The 24914-nt window shown below is 46.1% G+C and carries 19 protein-coding genes and 1 pseudogene; 13 read left to right on the top strand and 7 right to left on the bottom strand.

Translation table 11 applies throughout. The features are described from left to right. The first annotated feature begins 11 nt into the window (after positions 1-11). Positions 12-200, top strand: coding sequence for a hypothetical protein (locus tag ETF27_RS09195; RefSeq protein WP_130828348.1), 189 nt, complete (start codon positions 12-14; stop codon positions 198-200). 417 nt (positions 201-617) lie between these two features. Here the strand turns inward: ETF27_RS09195 and ETF27_RS09200 are convergent, their stop codons facing one another. The 5 genes from ETF27_RS09200 to ETF27_RS09220 all read right to left on the bottom strand — a co-directional run bounded on the left by ETF27_RS09200 (position 618) and on the right by ETF27_RS09220 (position 7484). Beyond that, complete coding sequence (locus tag ETF27_RS09200) at positions 618-1277, bottom strand: SprT-like domain-containing protein (RefSeq protein WP_317131325.1); 660 nt, start codon at positions 1275-1277, stop codon at positions 618-620. Then, on the bottom strand, positions 1274-2707 hold the full coding sequence (locus ETF27_RS09205) for an ATP-dependent DNA helicase (RefSeq protein ID WP_130828349.1): 1434 nt from the start codon (positions 2705-2707) through the stop codon (positions 1274-1276). Before ETF27_RS09205 ends, ETF27_RS09200 begins: the two co-directional genes overlap by 4 nt. A gap of 157 nt (positions 2708-2864) precedes the next feature. After that, on the bottom strand, positions 2865-3836 hold the full coding sequence (locus ETF27_RS09210) for a S41 family peptidase (RefSeq protein WP_376744085.1): 972 nt from the start codon (positions 3834-3836) through the stop codon (positions 2865-2867). Between the two features lie 50 nt (positions 3837-3886). Further along, entirely contained in the window at positions 3887-4666 is a 780-nt protein-coding gene (locus ETF27_RS09215; RefSeq protein ID WP_130828417.1) for a DUF3316 domain-containing protein, read from the bottom strand. A 64-nt stretch (positions 4667-4730) separates the two neighbouring features. Continuing rightward, positions 4731-7484 carry a DNA gyrase/topoisomerase IV subunit A gene (locus ETF27_RS09220; RefSeq protein WP_130828351.1) on the bottom strand — a complete coding sequence of 918 codons (2754 nt, stop codon included), beginning with the start codon at positions 7482-7484 and terminating at the stop codon, positions 4731-4733. 171 nt (positions 7485-7655) lie between these two features. Here ETF27_RS09220 and ETF27_RS09225 point away from each other — a divergent pair, with 171 nt between their 5' ends. The 9 genes from ETF27_RS09225 (at position 7656) to ETF27_RS09265 (ending at position 20229) form a co-directional block, all read left to right on the top strand. Continuing rightward, positions 7656-9200, top strand: coding sequence for a glycine--tRNA ligase (locus tag ETF27_RS09225; protein WP_130828352.1), 1545 nt, complete (start codon positions 7656-7658; stop codon positions 9198-9200). A gap of 16 nt (positions 9201-9216) precedes the next feature. After that, the gene (locus ETF27_RS09230) at positions 9217-9879 is read left to right on the top strand and encodes an FKBP-type peptidyl-prolyl cis-trans isomerase (RefSeq protein ID WP_130828353.1); all 663 of its coding nucleotides are present in this window, start codon (positions 9217-9219) and stop codon (positions 9877-9879) included. Positions 9880-9984: 105 nt separating this feature from the next. Further along, positions 9985-11421 (top strand): MATE family efflux transporter, encoded by a 1437-nt coding sequence (locus ETF27_RS09235; RefSeq protein ID WP_147785734.1) that lies wholly within the window; start codon positions 9985-9987, stop codon positions 11419-11421. Positions 11422-12378: 957 nt separating this feature from the next. Next, positions 12379-13212, top strand: coding sequence for an ABC transporter ATP-binding protein (locus ETF27_RS09240; RefSeq protein WP_025875182.1), 834 nt, complete (start codon positions 12379-12381; stop codon positions 13210-13212). A 51-nt stretch (positions 13213-13263) separates the two neighbouring features. Continuing rightward, the gene (locus tag ETF27_RS09245) at positions 13264-13998 is read left to right on the top strand and encodes a GIN domain-containing protein (protein ID WP_147785735.1); all 735 of its coding nucleotides are present in this window, start codon (positions 13264-13266) and stop codon (positions 13996-13998) included. An 87-nt stretch (positions 13999-14085) separates the two neighbouring features. After that, positions 14086-14901, top strand: a complete 816-nt coding sequence (locus ETF27_RS09250; protein ID WP_147785736.1) for a hypothetical protein — start codon at positions 14086-14088, stop codon at positions 14899-14901. A gap of 66 nt (positions 14902-14967) precedes the next feature. Then, positions 14968-15339: a GntR family transcriptional regulator gene (locus tag ETF27_RS09255; RefSeq protein WP_060941245.1), complete on the top strand. Its 372-nt coding sequence runs from the start codon at positions 14968-14970 to the stop codon at positions 15337-15339. 56 nt (positions 15340-15395) lie between these two features. Further along, entirely contained in the window at positions 15396-17867 is a 2472-nt protein-coding gene (locus tag ETF27_RS09260) for an outer membrane beta-barrel family protein (RefSeq protein ID WP_147785737.1), read from the top strand. Positions 17868-18204: 337 nt separating this feature from the next. After that, positions 18205-20229: a M13 family metallopeptidase gene (locus ETF27_RS09265; protein ID WP_130828362.1), complete on the top strand. Its 2025-nt coding sequence runs from the start codon at positions 18205-18207 to the stop codon at positions 20227-20229. Here ETF27_RS09265 and ETF27_RS09270 read toward each other — a convergent pair. Beyond that, positions 20195-20428 (bottom strand): hypothetical protein, encoded by a 234-nt coding sequence (locus ETF27_RS09270; RefSeq protein ID WP_130828363.1) that lies wholly within the window; start codon positions 20426-20428, stop codon positions 20195-20197. The genes ETF27_RS09265 and ETF27_RS09270 overlap by 35 nt on opposite strands. A gap of 949 nt (positions 20429-21377) precedes the next feature. Here ETF27_RS09270 and dnaK point away from each other — a divergent pair. The 3 genes from dnaK (at position 21378) to ETF27_RS09285 (ending at position 24502) form a co-directional block, all read left to right on the top strand. Beyond that, the gene (gene dnaK / locus ETF27_RS09275) at positions 21378-23279 is read left to right on the top strand and encodes a molecular chaperone DnaK (protein ID WP_130828366.1); all 1902 of its coding nucleotides are present in this window, start codon (positions 21378-21380) and stop codon (positions 23277-23279) included. 218 nt (positions 23280-23497) lie between these two features. Next, positions 23498-23923 carry a hypothetical protein gene (locus ETF27_RS09280; protein WP_147785738.1) on the top strand — a complete coding sequence of 142 codons (426 nt, stop codon included), beginning with the start codon at positions 23498-23500 and terminating at the stop codon, positions 23921-23923. A 63-nt stretch (positions 23924-23986) separates the two neighbouring features. Then, on the top strand, positions 23987-24502 hold the full coding sequence (locus ETF27_RS09285; protein ID WP_147785739.1) for a DUF6155 family protein: 516 nt from the start codon (positions 23987-23989) through the stop codon (positions 24500-24502). Positions 24503-24733: 231 nt separating this feature from the next. Here ETF27_RS09285 and ETF27_RS09290 read toward each other — a convergent pair. After that, a pseudogene (locus tag ETF27_RS09290) lies at positions 24734-24914 on the bottom strand (IS256 family transposase); the annotation flags it as partial.

Below are 24914 nucleotides of genomic sequence, written 5' to 3' on the forward strand. Positions count from 1 at the left end.
TCATCAATCTCATGGATTCAACCTTCATTTTGGTTCTGATTGCCGTGTCGGTACTTATGGCTTTCCTGTACCGACGCAAGCAAAGAAAGGAGAAACAGATGGAATTGGATTTGGAAACGCTGACTGCCAAGAGCGATTGGGTCGGTGTTTCCAATATCCTTAAACGTCAAGTCTATACATGGGGGCGTTATTTTTGCTGACGATAGGTCTGTTGGTGCCCGGCATTGTTACCCATCACAAGGTGATTGTTGCAGCAATCACAACCGCTTTTATGGCTTAGTTTCATCAAAGCTAAGCTTTTGCTTTTTAAAAGGTAAGCTTTTGCAATGCAAAAGGTCATGAATTGAAGTGCAAAAGCTTACCTTTTAAAATCCAATTAATATCATATTGATTATCAACGAGTTACAAGACGATTCACCAACGCTGTTTTTGTCATGTGATTTCGTGGCGATGACAGGGCGAGTGTTCGGTGTCAAGAACCTGTTTTCCACAACCTGAATACGAATTGCTAACCTAAGAAAGTGTGCACCATATATGGTTAGAGAGAAAGGCATAAAGTTCTATGGTTTATGCGATGTTTCGTGAGATTTCTAAAAAATATTCAAAACACTATTGGATTACATCCGGGGAAATTCCAATGGTTTCATTCTGCCCATCATTTCCTGATAGAACGCTCTCGACACCTTACGTCCCCGAAGCGAACGAACACGGGGCATATTGAGAAAGAACGCATCCTGCGTCGTGAACCATGAATGGGAAGTAACGGAAGATATGCGTGAGATTGTCAGGGCAATCTCATGGGCAGACTTAGGATTTACCGAAGAGAGGTAACACGTGCCGTTATCCATTTCGATTGCCAACACAAGGCAAGTCGTTGGCTGTTTGTCAATGGTCGGTTCCATTCCTTTTGTTTTGGCAGATATGGTCAGATGGCGTCCGTATCGCTGGTTTATCTCTGCCATCATTGAGCGAAATACCTTCCCATGCGCCGAAGTGTCCTTTATTTCGTTGTAAGCGATATAATAATGAATCATCTCATGAATAATGACATCGTCTATTTCCTGCTGCGATTGTTTATAATAGGAGGAAATAGAAATTATGAAATCGTAGGGTTTTCTTTTTAGAAAGCCACGCTTGCACGACATCTGTCCAAGGCGGGTACGTGCCTTGGAGAGCTTTAATGTGGGCAGTGGCAGCCGCCCATCGAATATCAACCTGTTGTACTTCTCAAAAGCCAGCCTGATGTAATCCTGTGTCAATTCCATTGCTTCCATCATTCTTCCATTTGTTGTTTCGGCCAATTCACCAAGTAAAGATGTTCCGTTGCCCTTGTGAAAGCCGTATAAAGCCAATGGATGTAATCGGGATTAAGCATCTCGTCGGTCATATATCCTTGGTCAAGATAAATGTGCGCCCACTGTCCGCCCTGCGCCTTATGACAGGTTACCGCATATCCAAATTTTATCTGCATGGCATTGTAGTAATCATCTTCGCGAAGCCGTTTCATGCGGTCGGTTTTAAGTGGGACATCTGCATAATCTTCCATGACCTTGTTGAACAATCGGTCATTCTGTTCGCGCGTCAATGCCGGTGCCTCTGTAGTGAGCGTGTCCAAAACGACCACCGTGTCGATTTCCACCTGATTGTAATCCGGAAACTCCAATGTTATATCGGCAAAACGAAAACCATACAATTCCCTGAAATTATGTACACGACGCACCGTTCCCCTATCTCCGTTGGCGATAAAACCGCCTTCTATGTCCGACAGTTTGGAAGCGGTTGAAGGTTGCAAATACTTATTCTTCACCACCATGACCAAATCGCCGGTAGTCAGTTCTTCCTCGCGCCCCAAGACAGTGTTTCTTATGCCTTGATTATAAATATTCGCACGCTTGTTGGAACGAGTGATTACCATAGTCTCGTCCATTCCCACTGCCGAATAGCTCGAAGCAAGACTCTCTATAAGTTCATCGCCGGGTACAACGGAAACATCGGCAAAACCCGTGAGACGTATGCGGGGAAGTTGTGTTGCCTCGTCATGGGTAATCATTTCGCGAATGACGGTGGCATTCCAAAGAATACCGGAATCTTCACTTTGCCGCAACACTTCGTCCAAATCGCATTCATGGACGCGCAAACCGTAAGCACTCAACACATCAGCACGCAAAGCCGGACTCTCGTTCTCGCCTACCGGTGGCAGCTGTGCCTTGTCGCCTATCAACATCATTCTACAATTGTTTCCACCGTAAACGTATTGTATCAAATCATCGAGTAAACGCCCACTTCCAAAGAAGTTCGCACCGGTGGATAAACTTACCATCGAAGCCTCATCCACCATAAAGAGCGTGTTGGTGTGGAGATTTTGATTGAGCTGAAACTTACCATCTGCGCCATTGAAAGCTTTTTCGCGATAAATACGACGATGAATGGTGGATGCCGGCAAGCCTGCATTGAGCGAAAACACCTTAGCAGCACGTCCGGTGGGAGCCAACAGCGATACTTTCCATTGTAAAGCGCGAAGCGCGCGAACGATGGCTGCAGCCAAAGAAGTCTTGCCCGTACCGGCACTGCCTCGCAAAATCATGACGGCACGTTCGTCCCTATGGGTCATGAATCCGGCAAACGTCTGCAACGCATTGGATTGATCGGTAGTGGGCGTAAACTTAAACTCTTTTAAAATCCTATAAATCAGTTCGTCGTGTATCATTGATGATTGGAAAACACTGTCGCGAGAAAAAGCGAGTGATTAGGTTCTTTCCATAATAAATGGCAGAATGTAAGGAGGATAACTCTCCCATTGTGCTCTTTTTTTCTTTCCAAAAGTTGAGTTTGATGAGGAAGCAATGGTGCTGAAAATTACCAACCTACCGCATGAGTTTCCGGGCAAACTCTATGATGGTGTCTTTACCTCGGTGAAAATCTTCAGTTGTAAGAGCTACCTTGTAATCCGGTTCGATGCCGAACTCGGTGAGCCGTTTGTCCTTATCAAACATCGGGCAAGCCGAGAACCGCACGCTCCAACCGTTGGGCAATTCGCTCGTGAACGGCAATCCCGCTCCACCGCCTGTGCAATCGCCCACTGTTCGCACGTTCGGACAACACCGCATATATTTCACGAACTCATTGGCTGCCGAGAAGACGCTGCGGTTGGTCAGCACCACGACAGGCTTTTGCCATCGAATGCCTTTTCCCGGCTTCAGAATCTGCTCTTTCAGACCGGAGAAGTCATCGTGTCCTCTTCCCGTCTTGTGTTGTATGTAACCCACGAGCCGACTTTCATTCGTGAATCTTGCAGCCAACTCTTCAGCATTGGTGAGCGCACCTCCACCATTGTCGCGTATATCTATGATTATGCCTTTGCATGGTTGGAAAAACAGGAAGATATAGTCGAGGTTTCCCGCTCCCATGCCGTTCTGAAAACTTGAACAGCGCAGATAACCTATGTTATCGTCCAAAATGGTATAATCCATTCCACTGGCAATAAGATAATCAGTTTTGATGTATTTGCGGATGAGCGAATCGGAATAGTTCCGTGGATAATTCTCATGCCACGACCAATAGCGCGCTGTATTAAAAGAGGTGAAAAGATTCACGTGCCCATCCTTGAGTTCCGAGAGCATATCTGCCATCACCTCGAATTGCTGACTCTCTGTCATTCCGTTGTGAAACTTCCGTGTGTAGCGTTTATGAATCTCATTCCAGTCAATACCTTTTTGACTGAAAAAGCAATAGTGCTCATCAAGAATCTTCCATAGTGCTTCGAAGTTACCTTGCGGATCATCTGGAAAATCATCGTTGGTAACACAGGAAGTAAACGAAATGGTCGTCAATAACATGCATACGACTACCACAGAATAACTCAATAAGAATTTAGGACAGATAAGTTTCATGGCAGATACTTTGTGATTGAAAATTTTCTTACGATACCAATGACAAAAAGATGGCTCCATGTATGATAACGCAATTCATTTACCTTGGCTTGTTGGATGTCGCCGAGATAGCCAAATCGCACGGTTGTGTGGCGTATCGTAAAATCGAAAGTGAGCGATTGACGTAGCGAGGGAGTGGCAAAAAAGGTGGTTGGGACCACATTGTGGTCGTAATCGCCCCTTGAGAATATTTCGTAATAACTCTGTCCGTAGTTCGGTGAAAACATCACGCCCACGAGGGGAACTTGTGCTTCATAGCGAATTTGGAACGGATGGCTTCTGATACGGAACGCATAGGCTGCCGAAAGGCGAGGCGCGAGATTAAGTCCCAAATAGGCTTGTGCCGGATTATTGCCGTTGCGAGTGTTGTAAAGGAAGCCCATACCGGCATCAATGCCACCACCGGCCTTCAGCAGTAGTCGCCCATTGCCCACGCGGATGTTTTCCAGTTCGTAGAGCACACTGTATTGAAAATTATAAAGTCCCCCCAGTTCGTTGCAGTTGTCAGCACGGTTTCGAGTATAGGCAAGACGCGCTTGATGGATAATATCGCGCGAGAGTTTTGTCTTGTTTTCGCGTATGGTATGAGAAATGTAACGCAGCTCAGTTCCGGTATATTCCTCCGGTGAAAGATAAGTATCCAATTGATTGACATATCCAACGCCTATCATTTGCGAATTGGTTATTATCTTATCGGTGTGCAGTGTATCTTGAGCCTGACAGGGTAAGAATGACATTGCCACTAACCAACCGGTAGTGATGATAACGACTCGTTTTATCCATTCTTCGGTTCTTTGATATTTATTCATCGGGGAATAAGTTTAATTGTCCGGTAATCTCGTCTATCACCTGCTGCTTGCTCTTTCGCGCATCCGGATCGAGGTTTTCCTCTTCTGCTTTGAGCGACTCTTCATCCTGTGCACGTTCTTCGCCGTCACTGTCATCGTCTTCCGGTTCCGGAAAGCGCAGTGGCTCCAGTTCTTTTATCTTCGCAATATCATAGGTCGATATGCGCTTTCCTTTCGCCTTAAAACCTTTTACGCCCACAAAGCCCTCGGCGTCTATCTCTTCCACGCCTCTGCCGGCATCCTCACCACCATAGTTTACCTCAATGCGTGGGAACACTTGATCGGACAACAACACGAGTTGGGAGTTGGGGTTATCGCCAACAAAACTTTGATGCCGCTTCGTTGCTTCCATTTGAAAACGCTTCAAATAAGGATAACCTTGATTATCTGCATCATAAACCACCGCTGTCCATACCTTATCGGCATCAAATTTCTCCAAACGCATGATGTTATCTTCGTAATGGTTGGCGGCATCGAAGTCGGTAATGTAGAAATCTCCGTTATCCAAAACAACGAGAATACGGTCGCTATCGTTAAATTCTCCGAGCAATCGCCCTTGTTCCTCATAGTTGATGCGATTCACGTCAGGATCGAACCACACCTTTCTTCCACCGAGCGTGGAATGTCCGCGACTCTTCAGCGATATTCGGTGAATGTTTTCTTTCGTCAATATGTTTCCCCTTGCCGCCTTTCCTTTTATAAGTATTTCAGAGAACTTTCGCTCAAGGAAAATACTCTTTCGCTTGTCGTTAGCCATGGGCGCAAGTGTAATTTTAATTACTTCTGCTTCACCATTGGGATTGGCTGTGAAGTAGAGCACCTTCGACCCGGGTGTTCCCATTGTGAGGTCGTATTCCCTATCTCGGCTGACGGAAGTTACGTTGAAACGCTTGATATAGTTGATTCCATCGGCACCATCGCGATAGACCACGTTGTAAATAGTTCGTTTGTCGTTCTTCTTGAACACGCGGACATGAAGCACCCCTTTGCCTACGAACACCTTGTCGGCAATGTGTATGACTTTGTATTTTCCGTCTTTGTAGAAGATGATGACATCGTCGAGATCTGAACAATTCTGCACGAACTCGGCTTTTTTCAGTCCGGTACCAATAAATCCTCCCTTGCGGTCGATATAGAGTTTTTCGTTCGCTTCCACCACTTTCGCAGCGACAATAGTCTCAAAGTTCTTTATCTCCGTTTTGCGGAGGAAGTCCTTCCCATATTTCCCTTTCAGGTGTTTGAACCACTCTATGGTAACGCGCACCATTTCGCTGAGGTCTTTCTCTATATCGGCTATCTCGGCTTTTATCTTCCGGATGAGTTCATCTGCCTTATCCTTATTGAACTTCAGGATACGTTGCATTTTTATTTCCAATAGTCGCAGGATATCATCACGAGTAATCTCTCGGATGAACGTTTCTTTGTAAGGTTCCAATTTGGAATCTACGAAAGCCACCACGTCATCTATGTTCTTTGCCGTCTCAAACTTCCGTTCCTTGTAAATGCGCTCCTCAATGAAGATGCGTTCCAACGAACTGAAGAAGAGTTGTTCTTCGAGTTCCGCCTTGCGTATTTCCAACTCGCGTTGCAAAAGTGCTTTCGTATGCTCCACCGAATATCGAAGCACGTCCGATATGGTCAGGAACTGTGGCTTGCGATCAGCTATCACGCAACAGTTGGGCGAAAGGTTCACTTCGCAGTCGGTAAAGGCATAGAGCGCGTCCATAGTTTTGTCGCTCGACGTGCCCGGCGTGAGGTGCAACTGTATTTCCACTTCCGATGCCGTCATATCCTCAACCTTACGAATTTTCAGTTTTCCCTTCTCCACCGCTTTCGTAATAGAGTCTTGCAGTGTGCCTGCCGTCTTGGTGAAAGGCACCTCTCGAATGATCAGGGTCTTGTTATCCAACTTCTCTATCTTGGCACGCACCTTGAGCGAACCGCCCCTTTGTCCGTCGTTATATTTGGAGACATCAATGCTTCCGCCAGTGGGGAAGTCTGGATAGAGGTGAAATTCTTTGCCTTTGAGATATTTTATGGCTGCATCGCATATCTCGTTGAGGTTGTGTGGGAGTATTTTCGATGATAATCCCACCGCTATTCCTTCTGCCCCTTGCGCAAGAAGGAGCGGAAATTTTACGGGCAACGTTACCGGTTCTTTGTTTCTTCCATCGTAAGACTGTTGCCATTCGGTAGTCTTGGGGTTAAACACTGTTTCCAAGGCGAATTTCGACAGTCTTGATTCAATGTAGCGAGAGGCCGCCGCACGATCGCCGGTAAAGATGTTTCCCCAGTTTCCCTGTGTATCGATGAGCAGATTTTTCTGTCCCATCTGCACGAGAGCATCGGCAATGGAAGCATCACCGTGAGGATGAAACTGCATGGTATGTCCTACGATGTTTGCCACTTTGTTATAGCGTCCGTCATCCATACGCTTCATTGAGTGAAGGATGCGTCGCTGCACGGGTTTCAGTCCATCTTCGATGTGTGGCACGGCACGTTCGAGAATAACGTAACTGGCATAGTCCAAGAACCAGTTTTTGTACATTCCCGATAGGTGTCTCACGGCGGAAGCATCAAACCTATCCACCGGCTTATAATCGGAATGTTTCTCTTCGCCTGTTTCCGGTTCTTCGGTATCAAGGTTTTCTTGTTCCGTTGTCAATTCTTCTTCCTCTTGGTTGTCTTTTATTCTATCGTCGTCCATAAACTATGGGGTGTCATTTTTAAGGTTCAAAGGTACGAAAAAAAACGCAAACAAAAGATAAGTAAGCTCAAAAGGTTGAAACTTTCACTGCTTTTCGTTCATTTATTCCGCTAAAAAGCAGTATCTTTGCGACAACTTTTCCAATAAGATACAATAAGAAATAATAGAAATATGGCACAAGAAGATGTTTTCAAAAAGATAGTAAGTCATTGCAAGGAATATGGCTTTGTCTTTCCAAGCAGTGATATTTACGATGGTCTCGCGGCGGTTTACGACTACGGACAGAATGGCGTAGAACTGAAAAACAACATTAAACGGTATTGGTGGCAATCCATGGTGTTGCTGCACAACAATGTCGTGGGTATCGACTCGTCCATCTTCATGCACCCTACCGTTTGGAAAGCCAGTGGACACGTCGATGCATTCAACGACCCGTTGATTGACAACCGTGACTCAAAGAAACGCTATCGTGCCGATGTGCTGATAGAAGACCAGCTCGGAAAATATGAGGAAAAGATCGAAAAGGAAGTTGCTAAGGCTGCCAAGAAATTCGGCGACGCCTTCGATGAAGCGAAATTCCGCGCCACCAATCCTCGCATTTTGGAGAATCAGCGCAAGCACGATGACCTTCACGCTCGCTTTGCGGCAGCGATGGAGGCCACTGACCTTGAAGGTCTGAAACAGATTATTCTCGACGAGGGCATCGTTGATCCCATTAGCGGAACAAAGAACTGGACCGACGTGCGCCAATTCAACCTCATGTTCTCCACCGAAATTGGCGCATCTTCCGATTCTGCAAGTAAGATTTATCTCCGTCCGGAGACGGCACAGGGCATATTCGTTAACTTCCTCAACGTTCAAAAGACCGGACGCATGAAGCTACCGTTTGGTATCGCACAGATAGGAAAGGCTTTCCGCAACGAGATTGTAGCCCGCCAGTTCGTGTTCCGTATGCGTGAGTTCGAGCAAATGGAGATGCAGTTCTTCTGTCAGCCAGGAACGGAGATGGAATGGTTCAATTATTGGAAACAGCACCGCCTTGCTTGGCATCAGGCACTCGGCATGGGCAACGAGAACTATCGCTACCACGACCACGAAAAGTTAGCGCACTATGCCAATGCGGCAACCGACATAGAGTTCCACATGCCGTTCGGCTTCAAGGAAGTGGAGGGAATCCACTCCCGTACCGACTTCGACTTGTCGCAACACGAGAAATTCTCCGGTCGTCAGGTGAAGTATTTCGATCCCGAACGCAACGAGAATTACACCCCTTACGTAGTGGAGACCTCCATAGGCGTAGATAGAATGTTCCTTTCGGTGATGTGCCACAGCTACGAAGAAGAGCAATTGGAAAATGGGTCTTCACGCGTTGTGCTCAAATTGCCTGAACCTCTCGCTCCAATCAAGTGTGCCGTGTTGCCGTTGGTGAACAAAGACGGGCTGCCTGAGAAGGCACAGGAAATCGTGAACGACCTGAAGTTTCATTTCAACACCACGATTGAGGCCAAGGACTCCATCGGCAAGCGTTATCGCCGTCAGGATGCCATTGGCACACCTTTCTGTGTGACCGTCGATGGCGACTCGCTGACCGACAACAGCGTAACCTTGCGCTATCGCGATTCTATGAAACAGGAACGCGTGCCTGTGGCAAAGCTCCGCGAAATCATAGAGGACAGAGTTTCGCTCACCTCCCTGTTAAAGAAACTGGATGTATAATTTCTATCTATCAAATATGTATTCACTCAATCAAATAAAAGCCAGCTTACGGCATTCGTTGCTCACAGGCTTTGTCATGCTTGGACTGATGCTTTCGGCAGGGCTGCTGACGTCATGTACCGAGGACAACAACGAAGTAGAGGAGTTTGCCGACTGGAAAGCCGTCAATGACAAGTATTGGACCAATCTTTACATCGAGACGAAGCAGAAGATAGCCAATGGCGATACGTCGTGGAAGATAATCCTCAACTATTCCTATCAGAACCAAGTTCACAATGCCGACGGAATGCAAACTTACGCTCCCGAAAAGCATATCATTGTCCATGAATTGGAAAAGGGCAAAGGTGCCGGAGTGCCATTGTTCACCGACTCTGTTCATGTCCATTATCAAGGGAGGTTGCTGCCTTCCACAACTTATACTTCAGGATTGATCTTTGATAGCTCTTGGGGATTTACAGATTTCAATGCGAAGACAGCGCGTCCGGCGCAGATGCGTGTCAGCAAGGTTGTTGATGGCTTTGCCACTGCACTTCAAAACATGCATATTGGCGACCACTGGGTGGTTTACGTTCCTTACCAACTTGGTTATGGCAATCGTGAAGTCAAAGGGATTCCGATTTATTCTAACCTGATTTTCGATTTGCGGTTGCATTCGTACTACAGAGCAAACAACAAATAATCGTTCTCACCCCTTTTTTCGTCTTTATTCTCCTTATGGCAATCTGGCTATTTGGGGAATAAAGGTGAGAAAAGGGGTGAACATTTTTAGCGCCCTACTTTCCTGATGATATTCAGCAAGACAGTTACCGATTCTCTGTTGGCTAAGATAAGGAGTGGCGAGGCTATGACAACGGGTGAGAAACTGAATCTCATCGTCCAGCTGAGCATTCCTTCCATCCTTGCTCAGGTTACGACCGTGCTGATGTTCTATATCGATGCCTCGATGGTGGGTTCGCTTGGGGCAGAGGCATCGGCATCGATCGGCCTTGTCGAACCAGCCACGTGGCTCTTCGGTTCGTTGGTGGCAGCCGGAGGTATGGGCTTTTCCGTACAGGCAGCCCACTTCATCGGTGCCAACGACTTTGAGAAGGCTCGTGCCGTGATGCGCCACGGCTACATCTTCGGTCTGGCTTTCAGTCTGATTCTGATGTCTGTAGCAGCCCTGATTTCAGGTTTCTTGCCCCGTTGGTTGGGCGGTGGCGTTGATATTCAGCACGATGCCTCGATGTATTTTCTCATTTTCTCCTTCGCAGTTCCCATTCATTTGGTGGAATACCTTTCCGCCGCCATGCTGAAGGTCTCCGGCGATATGCGTCACCCCAGTTTCATTGCTGTGTTGATGTGTGTTTTCGATGTCATTTTCAACTTTATCTTAATTTTTCCGACCCGTGTTCTCCATGTCTTTGGTGTTGAATTCGAGATGTTCGGTTTTGGTCTGGGCGTTGAGGGCGCAGCCCTTGGCACGCTGTTGGCCTTTGTTGCAGCAGCGATACCTTTGGTCTATTTCGCCATTTTCCGTAGTCCCATCCTCGCTTGGAAGTTAGATACCCATCGGTTTGTTTGGGTGTGGGATTATATTCGGAATGCCATTGCGATTGGTGCGCCCATGGCGTTGCAATATTTGCTGATGAATGGTGCGCAGGTGATATCCACTATGATTGTGGCACCTCTTGGTAACTTTGCCATTGCTGCCAATTCGTTTGCCGTCACTGCCGAAAGTCTTTGCTATATGCCGGGTTACGGTATCGGCGAGGCTGCCACGACGTTGGTCGGACAGAGTGTCGGCGCACGGCGCAGGGAGCTTTGCAAAAGCTTTGCCCACATGACGGTGTTCCTTGGCATGGGAGTCATGGCTGTTATGGGCGCGGTGATGTATGTCTTCGCACCTGAAATGATTGGCATGCTTTCGCCTGTTCAGGAAATTCGCGAGCTGGGAGTTGCAGTTCTTCGCATTGAGGCTTTCGCTGAGCCATTCTTTGCTGCTGCCATCGTCTCATACAGCGTTTGCATTGGAGCAGGCGACACGTTCAAGCCCTCGCTCATCAATCTCGGTTCGATGTGGCTGGTGCGTCTCACCTTGGCCTATGCCCTCGCCTCCTCCTACGGACTTCGTGGAGTTTGGTTCGCCATGGCGGTTGAGCTAACCTTCCGTGGCAGCATGTTCCTTGTCCGCATCTTCCGTGGCAGCTGGCTGAACAAAATCGCAGAACCGACAATGTAGGGTGGCTCACTGGTCGCCGACAATCCTTTTGCTCATTCGTTGATGGCGATGCGACGGAGGAAATTCCCATCTGAAGTTTGAAATCGTAATGACTTTTCTGTCAAAATTTTTTATCAAAAACAAGCTCCCGAGAATCCTTGTTTTAGAAAATTTCAAACCAGAAATAAGCTTGGTTTGGTTGTTTTTATCCTTAAATATCCACTTGGCTGGCAATTCAGCCTTCAATGGCTAACCTTTCGCATGCTATTGGCTTATCTTTCTTCGTGTCGTTTTTAACCTCTCGCATAGTAAAAGGTGAGCTTTCGCACGAAAAATGGCGCACCGTTTTGTGGTTTTTGCCCCGCTGTTTTCGTTTGTTTTTGCAACGGTCTGAAAATCAAATAATTGTATTGTTATCCAAAATTTGCGTATTTGCGAGCAAACTCACTGTCGTTTTCTTTTGAGCCAGTTATGCCAATGCATTTGTAAGGATATTTCCCAATTTGGGAAGCACCGACACGACTGTATGATTCAGCTGGATATTCATTTTGATGGCTCGGCGAGTATTATCTGTCGCATGCACGTTGCATCTGGTTTTCTCATCTCTTGCAGTTAAATACAATTCGGTGAAGTGTCCAATTTGGGATTAACGCTTTTCTTTCCTGCCGTCCTTCCACTGCAGCACTTGCCATGTATTTGAAGAAACGACAGACGTCTGACCGACATAGAACACCATCCGCAAAGGATCTAATCGCCGAATTGGGTTGAATGGGGAAGAGTGGAATTGCGAAACCTGTCTATATATAATAAGGTGAATGAGGTGCGACATGCGGTTATTCAGCTATGAAAGTAAAATTTTCCAAAAAAAATTGCTCAAAAGTTTGGAAGTTATGTTTTAATGATATATCTTTGCAGTGTTCTATTAAAGTAGAACACTATAACAAGTAAGCAAACAACAAAACATAAATATACAAAGCTATGATTGAGATTAAGAATTTATCGTTCAACTATCCGGGCAGCAAGCACAAGGTGTTTGACGGCTTGAATCTAACGCTGAACCAAAAGCGCATCTACGGTCTGTTGGGCAAGAACGGAACGGGAAAGAGTACATTGCTTTATCTGATTTCCGGTCTGCTCCGTCCGAAGAAGGGATCCGTTAATATCGATGGTATGGAAACCAAGAAACGCCATCCTGAGATGCTGCGCGAACTGTATGTAGTGCCAGAAGAGTATAATCTTCCGAACCTTACGCTGAAGCAGTATGTGAAAATTCATCAGAATTTTTATCCTCGCTTCAGCGTGGAGGTTCTTAACAAGTGCCTGACGGACTTCGAAATGCCATTAGATGCAAACTTCAAGGAGCTGTCGATGGGACAGAAAAAGAAGATTTACATGAGCGTTGCCATGGCTTCCTGCTGCCAGTTGCTGTTGATGGACGAGCCAACCAACGGTCTCGACATTCCGTCGAAAGCCTTGTTTCGCAAGGTGGTGGCCGGCAATTTGCCCGAAGACTCCTCGCTCATCATCTCCACGCATCAGGTACACGACGTCGAGCAGCTCCTCGACCATGTGCTCATTCTGAACAATTCGGAACTGTTGCTTAACTCAGCGACCGAGGAAATCGCCGAGAAATATGAGTTCTCTTACCGCAATGCCGACCAAATGGACGACAGCGTGCTTTATGCCGAGCCTTCATTGCAAGGCAATGCCGTCATGGCACGTCGCAAGAGCGGCAGTCCGGAGACACCCATCAACCTTGAATTGCTGTTCAATGCTGCGATATTGGGCAAGTTGGATAGGGCAGAGGTGTGAAAAACAGTGATTGAAAAATAAATTATCGGACACTTAAATAAAGTAAAAACAATGAAACAGATATATTCTTTTACAACAAAATTGTTGCTCGTGGCTGCTGTCTGCGCTACTGTTCTCACCTCGTGCAGTATCCGTAAGAAGGAGGAAAAGGGCAAGATGGTGAAGAGAGAAGTGAAGGTCGCACCGTTCAAAGACCTCCTTGTGGATGGCAACGCTACGGTAAACATCATCCCCGGCGATAGTTTCGCTGTCAGAATTGAAGGACGTGAGAAAATCATCTCACTTGCCAAGATAGAAGTTGAAGATGGTGTTCTCCACATTAGCCGAGGCAATAAGCAAAGCTCCGATGTCCATGAAATCACTTTCGGCATTCTGAATGGTACAGATTATTATCCCCGAGTGTACATTACGATGCCCTCACTTCGCAAGATAACATTGGAGGGTAATGCTGATATTACTATCGATAAGCCAATGCGTGGCGACAGTGTCAGAGTCTTGGTAGCATCAAATGCGGATATTGACGTGGCCGGCTTACAGGCAAAATTCTTCGATGTGAGGATAGAGGGCAATGCTTCTTCCTCGTTGCAAAACCTGAACGTTGAGAAAACAAATATCGTTATTGATGGTAATGCCGACCTCAATGCCGTCTTCAAGGATGCCGGCGAAGCTGAAGCAACAATCAACGGCAACGCATCGATAAACCTCTCCGGAACTATTCGCGTCGAACCGCACATCAATATCAATGGCAATGCATCGGTAAACAACAATACAACACGAGGAAAATAACAGGCAACGTGGGCAAGAGGAGCTGACACAGTGCAACTCCCTCAACCTGAACCCACTAATTTGCAAACTCATAAACTTATAAAAACAATGGAAAATTTCAATATAAAACGCTTCGGACAGGTATTTTGCCGTCTGCTGTTAGTGAGAAAAAAAACATACTTCAATCTGTTTCTTACAGCTGTTTTGTTCTTTGCCTTGGCGGTAATTGCCAGCTTCAATCCTTTCCACCGGGATAAACTGAGCGTCGAGGAAATGACAGACTTTCTCATTTGGTCATCTTCGTTCTGTTATAGTGCCATTGTGATAGTAGCTATGCTCTGCGGTTCAGCCATTATCAGCGATTTGAGAAACAAACAAGACAAAATCAGTGAACTGACTTTGCCGGCCTCCAATCTTGAGAAGTTTGTGGCACGATTCATCGGAGCGACATTCGTCGTGATGCTGGTTGTGGCAGCTGCATTCGTTGTTGGCGACCTGTTGCAACAAGGTGTCAATATGCTTATCCACAAAGGCTCTCATGCGTCGATGCTGATGCTGCTATTCAAAAATATGGATCAGGCGATACAAAGGTTCAACGAAGCTGACAATTCACTCCCATTACGGTTGCTCAGCTTTATAGCTGCCAATTCCATATTCGTGGTCGGAGGAATGTTCTTCCGCAAGGTGGCATGGTTGAAGACAGGACTGACTTTCATTGCCATCACCTTTACACTGATGGGCATCTTCGTAGGTTTCTGTTATCTGGTCTATACCTATACGGATTATGTGGTAGTGGTTCCCAACGAGTTTCCCAAATGGGCGCAAGCACTATTCTGTGTCGCAATCACTGCGTCGAGTTACTATTTCGCCTATCGCATCTATTGTCGCCTGCAGGCAATCAACAACAAATGGATTAACATCTAAGCCTTTTTCAACCTTCTCCCTCCACGTAAGCGGAGGGGAAGGAAAGGCACAATACTCCTAATGCTTATGAATTTCAATAATAATAAAGCAATCTACGAACAGATGGCAGACCGCCTCTGCGACGAGATAATAGCTGGACTATACAAGGCCGACGACCGAATACCATCGGTCAGAGAGTATGCCGTTACGCTGGAGGTGAACACTAATACCGCAGTGAAGGCTTACGAGCTGTTGGCACGCGAGGAGATAATCTACAATAAGCGTGGACTGGGCTATTTCGTTTCGCCAGATGCGCAAAAGCAGATTCTCACCCAACGCAAGAAAGAGTTTATGAACGAGATGCTTCCCGAACTGTTTCGGCAGATGGAACTTCTGGAAATCAGTGTCGAGGAAGTGGATAAACAATGGAATAAATACAGAAACGCAGCACTCTCTTAAAGATGTCATCTACTGACCGGAAAGAGAAGTTGTGGTCATAAATACAGAAACAAAAAATGAAATTAATCAAGTCATTACTGACAGTGGTGCTTTCGGCCGTCGCAATCGGTCTCAATGCACAGACAACAACCATTACAGGCGAGCTCATCGACTCGCTCACACATGAAGGAGAACCTTATGCCACAGTGAGAATCTTCAAGAAAGGAAACACCGAAAAGCCGGTGGTAATGTTCGTTACCGACGACAATGGAAAGTTCTCGCAGAAGGTTAAGGGACAAGGTCATTACCTGATCACATTCAATGCCATGGGTCGCAAGGAACTGATACGCAGGATTGAACTTGGAAAGGACGGGGAAACCCTCCACCTTGATTCACTGTTCATTCAGGACGATGTCAAACAACTGAAGGGCGTCGAGGTGGTAGCGCAGAAGCCTTTGGTAAAAATGGAGACCGACAAGATGACCTACGACGTGCAGGGCGATGTCGATTCGAAGGCCAATACCGTGCTCGATATGCTGCGGAAAGTACCGATGGTGACGGTAGATGGGCAGGACAACATCACCGTGAATGGTCAGGGATCATTCAAAGTCTATGTAGATGGAAAGCCAAACGTAATGTTCTCTGCCAATCCGTCGCAGATTTTCAAGGCCATGCCTGCCTCTTCGGTGAAATCCATTGAGGTTGTGACCAACCCCGGAGCAAAGTACGATGCCGAAGGAGTAGGAGGCGTGCTGAATATCGTGATGAACCGCGAGGCGGGACAGCAGCAAAAGAATATGAACGGTTACAATGGGAATATCAGTCTGACAGGAACGAATTACGGATGGAGAGGTTCCACGTTCCTTAGCGGACAACAGGGAAAGCTGACCTACAGCGCCAACCTGATGTACGACCGCAAACAGACGAAAGATATTGAAACAACGATAGAACGGACGTCTGCCGATGGATCGAAGATGACCAACTCTACCAAGGGCAAGACTGCCATTCCGTTCATGATGGGTAATATAAGTCTTGGTTACGAGCTTGACTCGATGAGCAACATCGGGGCATCTTTGGGCATGACCGGTTTCAGTATGGACAACAGCGGGCACACAACCAACACATTCAGCGGAGGTCTTTACGGCTCAGGCTTCTCCTACGGAAACGATATGGTGATGAACAACGGCAACAAGTCGTTCAATGGAAGTGTTGACTACCAGCGTTTCCTCAACAAGGCACGCACCAGTAACGTTACATTAAGTTATCTCTTCAACACATCGCCGGGAACAAACGAGAATCGAAGGGTTTACGACGCCTTGCCGTCGGGCATTCCTTTCCCACTGAAGGATCTCTACTCTGAGGCCAACACACGAGGAACAGAGCACACGCTCCAAGCCGACTACACCACGCCGGTGGCAAAGGACCAGACGCTCAATGCCGGTATGAAGTATATTAACCGCCGAAACACATCTGATTCAAAATTCTACGACCTTGTTGGCGACGAGCAAATCTACAACAAAAAGAACAGTGTGGAGTACAAAAACACACAAAGCATTCTTGCTGCCTACATCGAATATTCGCTCAAGTATGGCAAATTCGGAACCAAGATGGGCGCACGATACGAATATACATGGGAGAAAGTTAATTTTATCGTAGGTCCCGGCAGCGATTTCAAGAAGCAATATGGTAATCTTGTCCCATCTGCGAGCTTCACTTACAACATTACGCCGACCATCAACATAGGTATCAACTATGCCATGCGCATCTCGCGTCCGGGCATCACTTATCTGAACCCCTACATTGACCGTTCCAACGCCACGATGTTGACCTACGGTAATCCTGACTTGAGTGTGGAGACGAGTCATAACGTCAGTCTTGTGTTCAATGCCTTTACTCCGAAGTTCATGGTGAACCTCACCATCGGTGAGAACTTTGCCGACAATCAGATTGAGCAATTCTCATTTATGGACAATGGAATCCTCAACACCACTTACGGAAACATCGTCCGCAACCGCTGGACCAATGTCAGTTCCTTCATGAACTATGCGGTAACGCCTAAGACAAGGCTTATTTTCAACGGAGGCTTCGACTATGGCGACATGCGCGCCTCTATGCTTGGAGAAAAGCATTATGGGTGGCAGGCAATGGGCTTTCTCGGCTTGCAGCAGACGCTTCCTCTCGATATCAAGTGGAGTGTCTTCACGGGCGGAATGACAAAGCGCCTCAATCTGCAGGGCTATGGTAATAGTTTCAGCATGTTCACCACAACGGTTTCCAAGAGTTTCCTGAAGGATAAGCTCGACGTGTCTGTCATGTTCTTCACTCCTCTACGCGACAAGATGCGCTTCCACCATTACAGTCATTCCAAAGACTTTGAGCAATTCACGCGCATTGCTTTCCCACTCCGACAGGTTGGATTGACGGTAACATGGAAATTTGGTAACACCAAGAAACAGTTCCGTCAGCACCAGAGCAACATCACCAACGACTTCCAAGAAAAGAAGGACGACAACCAGATGGGTGGTGTAGGAGTTGGTGTAGGAATGTAACCCCACTTTAGTCTCCACGGACGAGCGATGAAAGTCGATTCGCCCGTGGGGATTCTCGTTTGAATAAGCCAAGGCACGATCAGCCGCTGTCAATTCAACTCCTACGCTGTTCGACCATGCTTTCAACAAATAATTGTCGATAAAACTTGCATAGTACAAAAAAACTTCTTAAAATTGCACTTGCTAAGAAAATCAACACGGACAACACCCGAATACGACTGACATGACAGGGCATTTTGCAAGCACCAACACTCAAATTGCTTCCTCAACATTCAGCTGACCGTCCGTTTCCTCGATATTACATAATCTAACAGATACAAATATTAATAAAACACAAATGAAAAAGAAAACATTACTTGCAGCGATGATGCTGGCAACACTTTCGGCAGGCGCGCAGAACCTTTCCTCAGGCATAGACAAAGCCAACATGGACCTCAGTGTGAAGCCAGGAACCGACTTCTACCACTATGCAGCAGGCGGATGGTTGAAGAAGAATCCCTTAGATGCAGAACACACAAGCAATGGAGCTTTCACCGACTTGTACGAACAGAATCAAGTGCGCATTCAGAACCTGATTCTCGATTTTGCCAACAAGCCCCAAAAAAAAGGGTCGCTGGAACAAAAGCTCGGCAGTCTTTACAACCTGATGATGGACAGCGCAAGGCTGAACAAGGAAGGTTACGAACCCATCAAACCAACGCTCGAAAAGGTTGCCGCCATCAGAAACGTTAGAGAATATCAAACCGTAACATCGCAAATCGACCGCATGGGCGGAACAACCATGATGTTCGGTATCGGAGTGGGGGCAGACCTGCGCAATGCCGATATGAACATCGTTTCCATCGAACAAGGAGGGCTTGGATTGGGAACTCGGGATTACTACCTGAAAAACGATGAGCAAACCGTGAAAGTGAGGGAAGCGTACAAGACCTACTTGAAGAATCTATTGAAAATGGTCGGTAACGATGATGCCACGGCGGAGCGAAAGATGCAGGCTGTATTGGCAATCGAGACGCGAATTGCCAAAGCAAGCTACGACAAAGTGAAACTAAGAGACATCAACGCCAACTATCACAAAATGTCTTACACGCAGCTCATCACTGATTTCCCGGGCATTGACTGGGGAAACGTGTTCCTGCAAAACGGATTCCCAATGTTTGCCGAAGTGGATCTTGGACAGCCGGAGCCCATCCGCGAGGTGGAGAAAATATTGGCAGAAACACCGTTGGACGACCTCAAAGCCTACGCCGAGGTGAACGTCATCACCAACGCGTCAAGTCAGCTGAGCGATGCTTTCCGCGCCGAGGCATTCAAGTTCAGCAGCGTGCTGAATGGAGTGCAACAAGACCGCCCACGCTGGAAACGTGCCGTCAGTATGGTTAGCAACGTCTTCGGTGAAGCCGTGGGCAAGCTCTATGTGGAGAAGTTTTTCCCGGAAAGTAGCAAACAACGCATGGTGGAATTGGTAAGAAACTTGCAAGAGGCTCTCGGACAGCGCATCAATGAACTAACATGGATGAGTGCCGAGACAAAAACGCAGGCACAGGACAAACTCAACAATTTCATCGTGAAGATAGGCTATCCCGACAAGTGGAAGGATTATAGCGGTCTTCAAATCGACGACAACCTCTCGCTCTATGAGAACCTGCAGAACGTAAGCGAGTTTATGACGATGGACTACATCAACCGCAAGGTGAACAAACCGGTGGATAAAACAGAGTGGGGCATGACACCACAGACCATCAACGCTTACTACAATCCTACGACAAACGAGATTTGCTTCCCAGCTGCCATCCTGCAACCGCCGTTCTTCGACCCGAATGCGGACGACGCAGTGAACTATGGTGGCATAGGGGCTGTGATAGGACATGAGATGAGCCACGGCTTCGACGATCAGGGATCACAGTTCGACAAGACCGGAAACCAACGCAACTGGTGGACAGATGCCGACAAGAAGAACTACGAAGCTCGCACAAAGGTATTGGAGGATTATTTCAGTAAAGTGGAAATCCTTCCGGGGAAGTTCGTGAACGGTAAACTCACGTTGGGCGAGAACATCGGCGACAATGGCGGACTGAACATCGCTTTCAGAGCTTTCCAAAACAGCATGAAGAAAAAACCGCTGAAGACCATGGACGGATTTACGCCCGAACAACGTTTCTTCCTTTCGTGGGCTCGCGTTTGGGCAGGCAATGCACGTCCGGAATATACGGAATATCTATTGAACGTCGATCCACACTCTCCGCATGAGGCCCGCGTCAATGCGGCATTGCCCCACATCGATGGTTGGTACGCAGCATTCAACATCAAGAAAGGCGACAACCTCTTCATTCCGAAGAAGCGGCGCGCACAGATTTGGTAATCGTGTGGTCAGAGGGAACGATTGCCGATGCCGTGAAAGAAAAAAGAAGCAGACAATCAGCTTTCTTGCTCTTGGTGTTGTAATCGTGTGATAAATGATATATCACGTTAATAAAAAGGTCAGCTTTCGCAGGATGAAGGCTGACCTTTTGCGTTGTGGCAGCCGACTTCTTGCCACCTGAAAGCTCACCGTTCGGCAATCGGTTGCGAAGTTTTACGCCATCCCCAACACATAGCGAGCCTCATCTTTTGATGTAAAACCAAATTGGTCATTAGGATTTTCAGTATTGTATGGCAGTGAGAACTTCTTTTATCTTTTCCCAACAGTGTCTTGAATGATTTTGTGGAAACCTCACGCAAGGTTGCATCAGGTCATGATACTTTGCGTATTTTGTTCCAATACCGAATAGTACCAACTTCCGCTTGATGCCAATTCGTATTCGGTTGATGGCAAACAAACGCTTGATAGTGCACATTTGACCCAATCATTAACACGAAATTATGTTACAAAAATCATAGTAGGGAAACGTTTTGTATTCTATTGATAATCAGAACAATATTAATCGCGATTTAAAAGCTTAGCTTTTGCACTCCAATACATGACCTTTTGCATTGCAAAAGCTTACCTTTTGGAAAACAAAAGCTAAGCTTTGGATGGATGAATAAAGAAAATTTAGGACACTGTTGAACTTTTCCCATATCGCCGGGAAGGATTTTTGCATCTTCAACGCCCCGAGTAAATAAAGAATCTGCTTGTCTTTTGTCTTGCCCCGACAGACAGGCGTTGCCATGGATCATAACGTATGGTTTTTAGTTAGTAAACTACTGAATAACAAACCTATATAATTGAGTATTTCTAATGACGGGCATAAAAAAAAGAACCAAAATGGTTTTTAACAACCGTTTTGAGATTAAGCGTTCAATCCAACTTTAACTCCGAACACTCATTGACCGCATGGAGCTTATGGATTGATTATCATAGAGGGATACCGTACTGCCATGATGTGACAACTTGTCATAATTATATTGTTTGCGAAGCCTCGGCACAGCGTTTGTTATTAGAAGAGCAGGTCGAAAGACCCGTGATGAGTTAATAAAGCGGCTCATCACCTAAACATTGACAACAACAAAATAAAAATTTATACGATTATGGGAAAGATTATTGGTATCGACTTAGGAACTACAAACTCATGTGTTTCAGTATTTGAAGGCAATGAGCCAGTAGTAATTGCTAACAGCGAAGGAAAACGCACCACACCGTCCATCATTGGTTTCGTGGAAGGTGGCGAGCGTAAAATTGGTGATCCTGCAAAGCGTCAGGCCATTACCAATCCACAAAAGACGGTTTATTCTATCAAACGCTTCATGGGTGAAACCTACGAACAGTGCTCAAAAGAGGCAGAACGCGTTCCTTTCAAGGTGGTAAACGAGGGTGGCTACCCACGCGTGCAGATTGACGACCGTAAATATACTCCGCAGGAAATCTCTGCAATGGTGCTTCAGAAGATGAAGAAAACAGCAGAGGATTATCTCGGACAAGAAGTTACAGATGCAGTCATCACCGTGCCTGCTTACTTCTCCGACTCACAGCGTCAGGCTACCAAAGAGGCTGGACAGATTGCAGGTCTCAATGTACAGCGTATTGTGAACGAGCCTACGGCCGCAGCGTTGGCTTACGGTGTGGATAAGGCAAACAAGGACATGAAGATTGCCGTATTCGACCTCGGTGGCGGTACGTTCGATATCTCCATCCTCGAATTTGGCGGTGGTGTGTTCGAAGTACTCTCTACCAATGGTGATACGCACTTAGGCGGCGACGACTTTGATCAAGTTATCATCGACTGGCTTGCTGACGGATTTAAGGCCGACGAAGGTATCGACCTCCGCAAAGACCCGATGGCAATGCAGCGTCTGAAGGAAGCTGCAGAGAAAGCAAAGATAGAGCTTTCAAGCACCACAACAACCGAAATCAATCTGCCTTATATCACCGCCGAAGGCGGAGTGCCAAAGCACTTGGTGAAGAGTTTGACACGTGCACAGTTCGAACAGTTGGCACACAGCCTTATTCAGGCTTGTCTTGTGCCTTGTCAGAACGCTATCCGCGATGCAAAGCTCTCTACATCGGATATCGACGAAGTGATCCTCGTAGGTGGTTCAAGCCGTATTCCGGCCGTACAGACATTGGTGAAGAACTATTTTGGCAAGGAACCTTCAAAGGGAGTGAACCCAGACGAGGTAGTAGCCGTAGGTGCTGCTATTCAAGGTGCTATCCTTAATAAGGAGAGCGGCGTGGGCGACATCGTATTACTCGACGTTACTCCGCTAACACTCGGTATTGAGACAATGGGTGGTGTGATGACAAAGCTCATCGATGCCAACTCCACCATTCCTTGCAAGAAGAGCGAAGTGTTCTCAACAGCAGCCGACAACCAGACTGAAGTAACCATCCATGTACTTCAGGGAGAACGCCCGATGGCAGCACAGAACAAGTCAATTGGTCAGTTCAACCTCACAGGTATCGCCCCGGCTCGTCGTGGTGTGCCACAGATTGAAGTAACATTCGACATCGATGCCAACGGTATTCTCAACGTATCTGCCAAAGACAAGGCAACAGGCAAAGAGCAGAGCATCCGCATCGAAGCATCCAGCGGTTTGAGTGAAGAGGAAATCAACCGTATGAAGGCAGAGGCAGAACAGAACGCAGCAGCCGACAAGGCAGAGCGCGAGAAGATTGACAAGCTCAATCAAGCCGACTCCATGATTTTCACCACGGAGAACTTTCTTAAGGATAATGGCGACAAGATTCCGGCAGACCAGAAGTCGGGCGTCGAGAGCGCATTGCAGCAGCTCAAGGATGCTCACAAGGCAGCCGACGTAGCAGCTATCGACACCGCCATCAACAACCTCAACACCGTCATGCAGGCAGCTTCTCAGCAGATGTACAGCCAAGCTGGTCCACAGCCGGGTGCGGACGCTGGTCAGCAGGCTCAACAAGAGCAGCCAAAGCAGGACGACACTATCCAAGATGCAGACTTTGAGGAAGTGAAGTAAAATTTAGGCGGTAGGGCTTATCCTACTATTGAACGGAGAGCTCGATAAACTCAAGCCGTCCCCCTTGGTCGGTTTGATTTTGACAACCTTTACCCAATTATTTGCATATAAAGAAATGAGGACATGTCAATTGACATGTCCTCATTTCTTTATATTCTTTTCTTGCCTGCTTTAGCAAAAATCATTATATTTGCAAGGTTTATATCAAACTCAAGGTTATGAATAAAACATTATGGACCTATTATAAAAAATCAGAAGATGGACAAAAAGCTATAGATTTATTCAATCCAGAGCCAAATGATGTCTATCAAGAAATTGAAGATATAGCAGAATTTCTGAAAATATGGGATGGACACTTGAATCCTCAACAATTGATTAACAGTGTATTTATCTATGAAATAAACTTTTCTGAAAGAAATCTATTTAAAGAGGAAGTCTTCAGCCGATCTACTTTTGAGGAGTTGATTAAGAGTTACAACTTACAAGAATTTGACTTGAAAGATAATCAAGTAATCTGGATTGATGAAAAATATTTTATCCAATCAGATAAGTTTCGCCAGAAAGCAGCATCAATAGATGCTTTCTCAATATACCTGTATTTTCTTGATTCATATTTTCCAATGAAATTATCGGACCAAAGCTGAATCAGCTAATTGGGGCTGAAGTGATAAAAGGATATTTATAGGAGAAATAAATGCATTCAAATTATGTCAAAAGCAAAGTTAAGAAAGAAGTTGGAAACATTACCAAAGGAGAATGTCATTAATCTGATAATGAGCCTTTACGATGCAAGCAAGGAAGCAAAGACCTACTTGGAGTTTTATCTTACGCCCGACAGTTATGCCGAGGTGGAGAAATACAAGAAGATAATACAAAATGAGTTTTTCCCTGCGCGTGGCTTTTCTGAAAAGCCATCGTTCGCTACATGTCGCAAGGCTATCTCTGAATTTAAGAAACTGAAACCTGCACCAGAATGCTTAGCCGACTTGATGCTCTTTTACATAGAGCAAGGCTGCGAATATACAATGACTTTTGGTGATATGTGGGAACAGTATTATGTTACTTTGGAGAACAACTTTGAAAAAGCGATGGAGTTCATTTCCCTTCACGGACTACTGCCCAACTACAACGAACGGATAGAACGCATGCTCAATGCCACGGACTGTGGATGGGGATTTTCGGATACGTTGTGGGCTATATATAGCCAATACCGGTCTTCGTAATCCTAATAAAATAGCTGAGAATCTATAGAGAATAGAGCTGGTACAGAAAAATCTGTAACACAAGAAAGGCAAATAAAATTGCAGATATAAGACTTTTGAAGGAGGAGAAAATATCTCCTCTTTTTTTAGTTCTTCATTCAATAATATTTACTATATTTGCAAACAATCATATAATATTTATGGAAAGTCCAACCAACAGAATAAAAGGTAGTGTCCTTAAAAGTGTGTAATTCATCTTTCCTTTCTCTGTACTTCCACTGTTATTTTATTCTTTTCTTTCCAGTTTTTGAATTGATATATTCTCCTTTCATATGTTGTCTTTGTTTCCTCCATCGCCACGGCTGCCAGGAGGAAGATGACGGACTTTTCTGATGGCATGGATGTTCTCATTTGGATGGTTCTCCTGTACTTC

The sequence above is a fragment of the Prevotella brunnea genome, from assembly GCF_008016795.1.
Classification (GTDB): Bacteria; Bacteroidota; Bacteroidia; order Bacteroidales; family Bacteroidaceae; genus Prevotella; species Prevotella brunnea.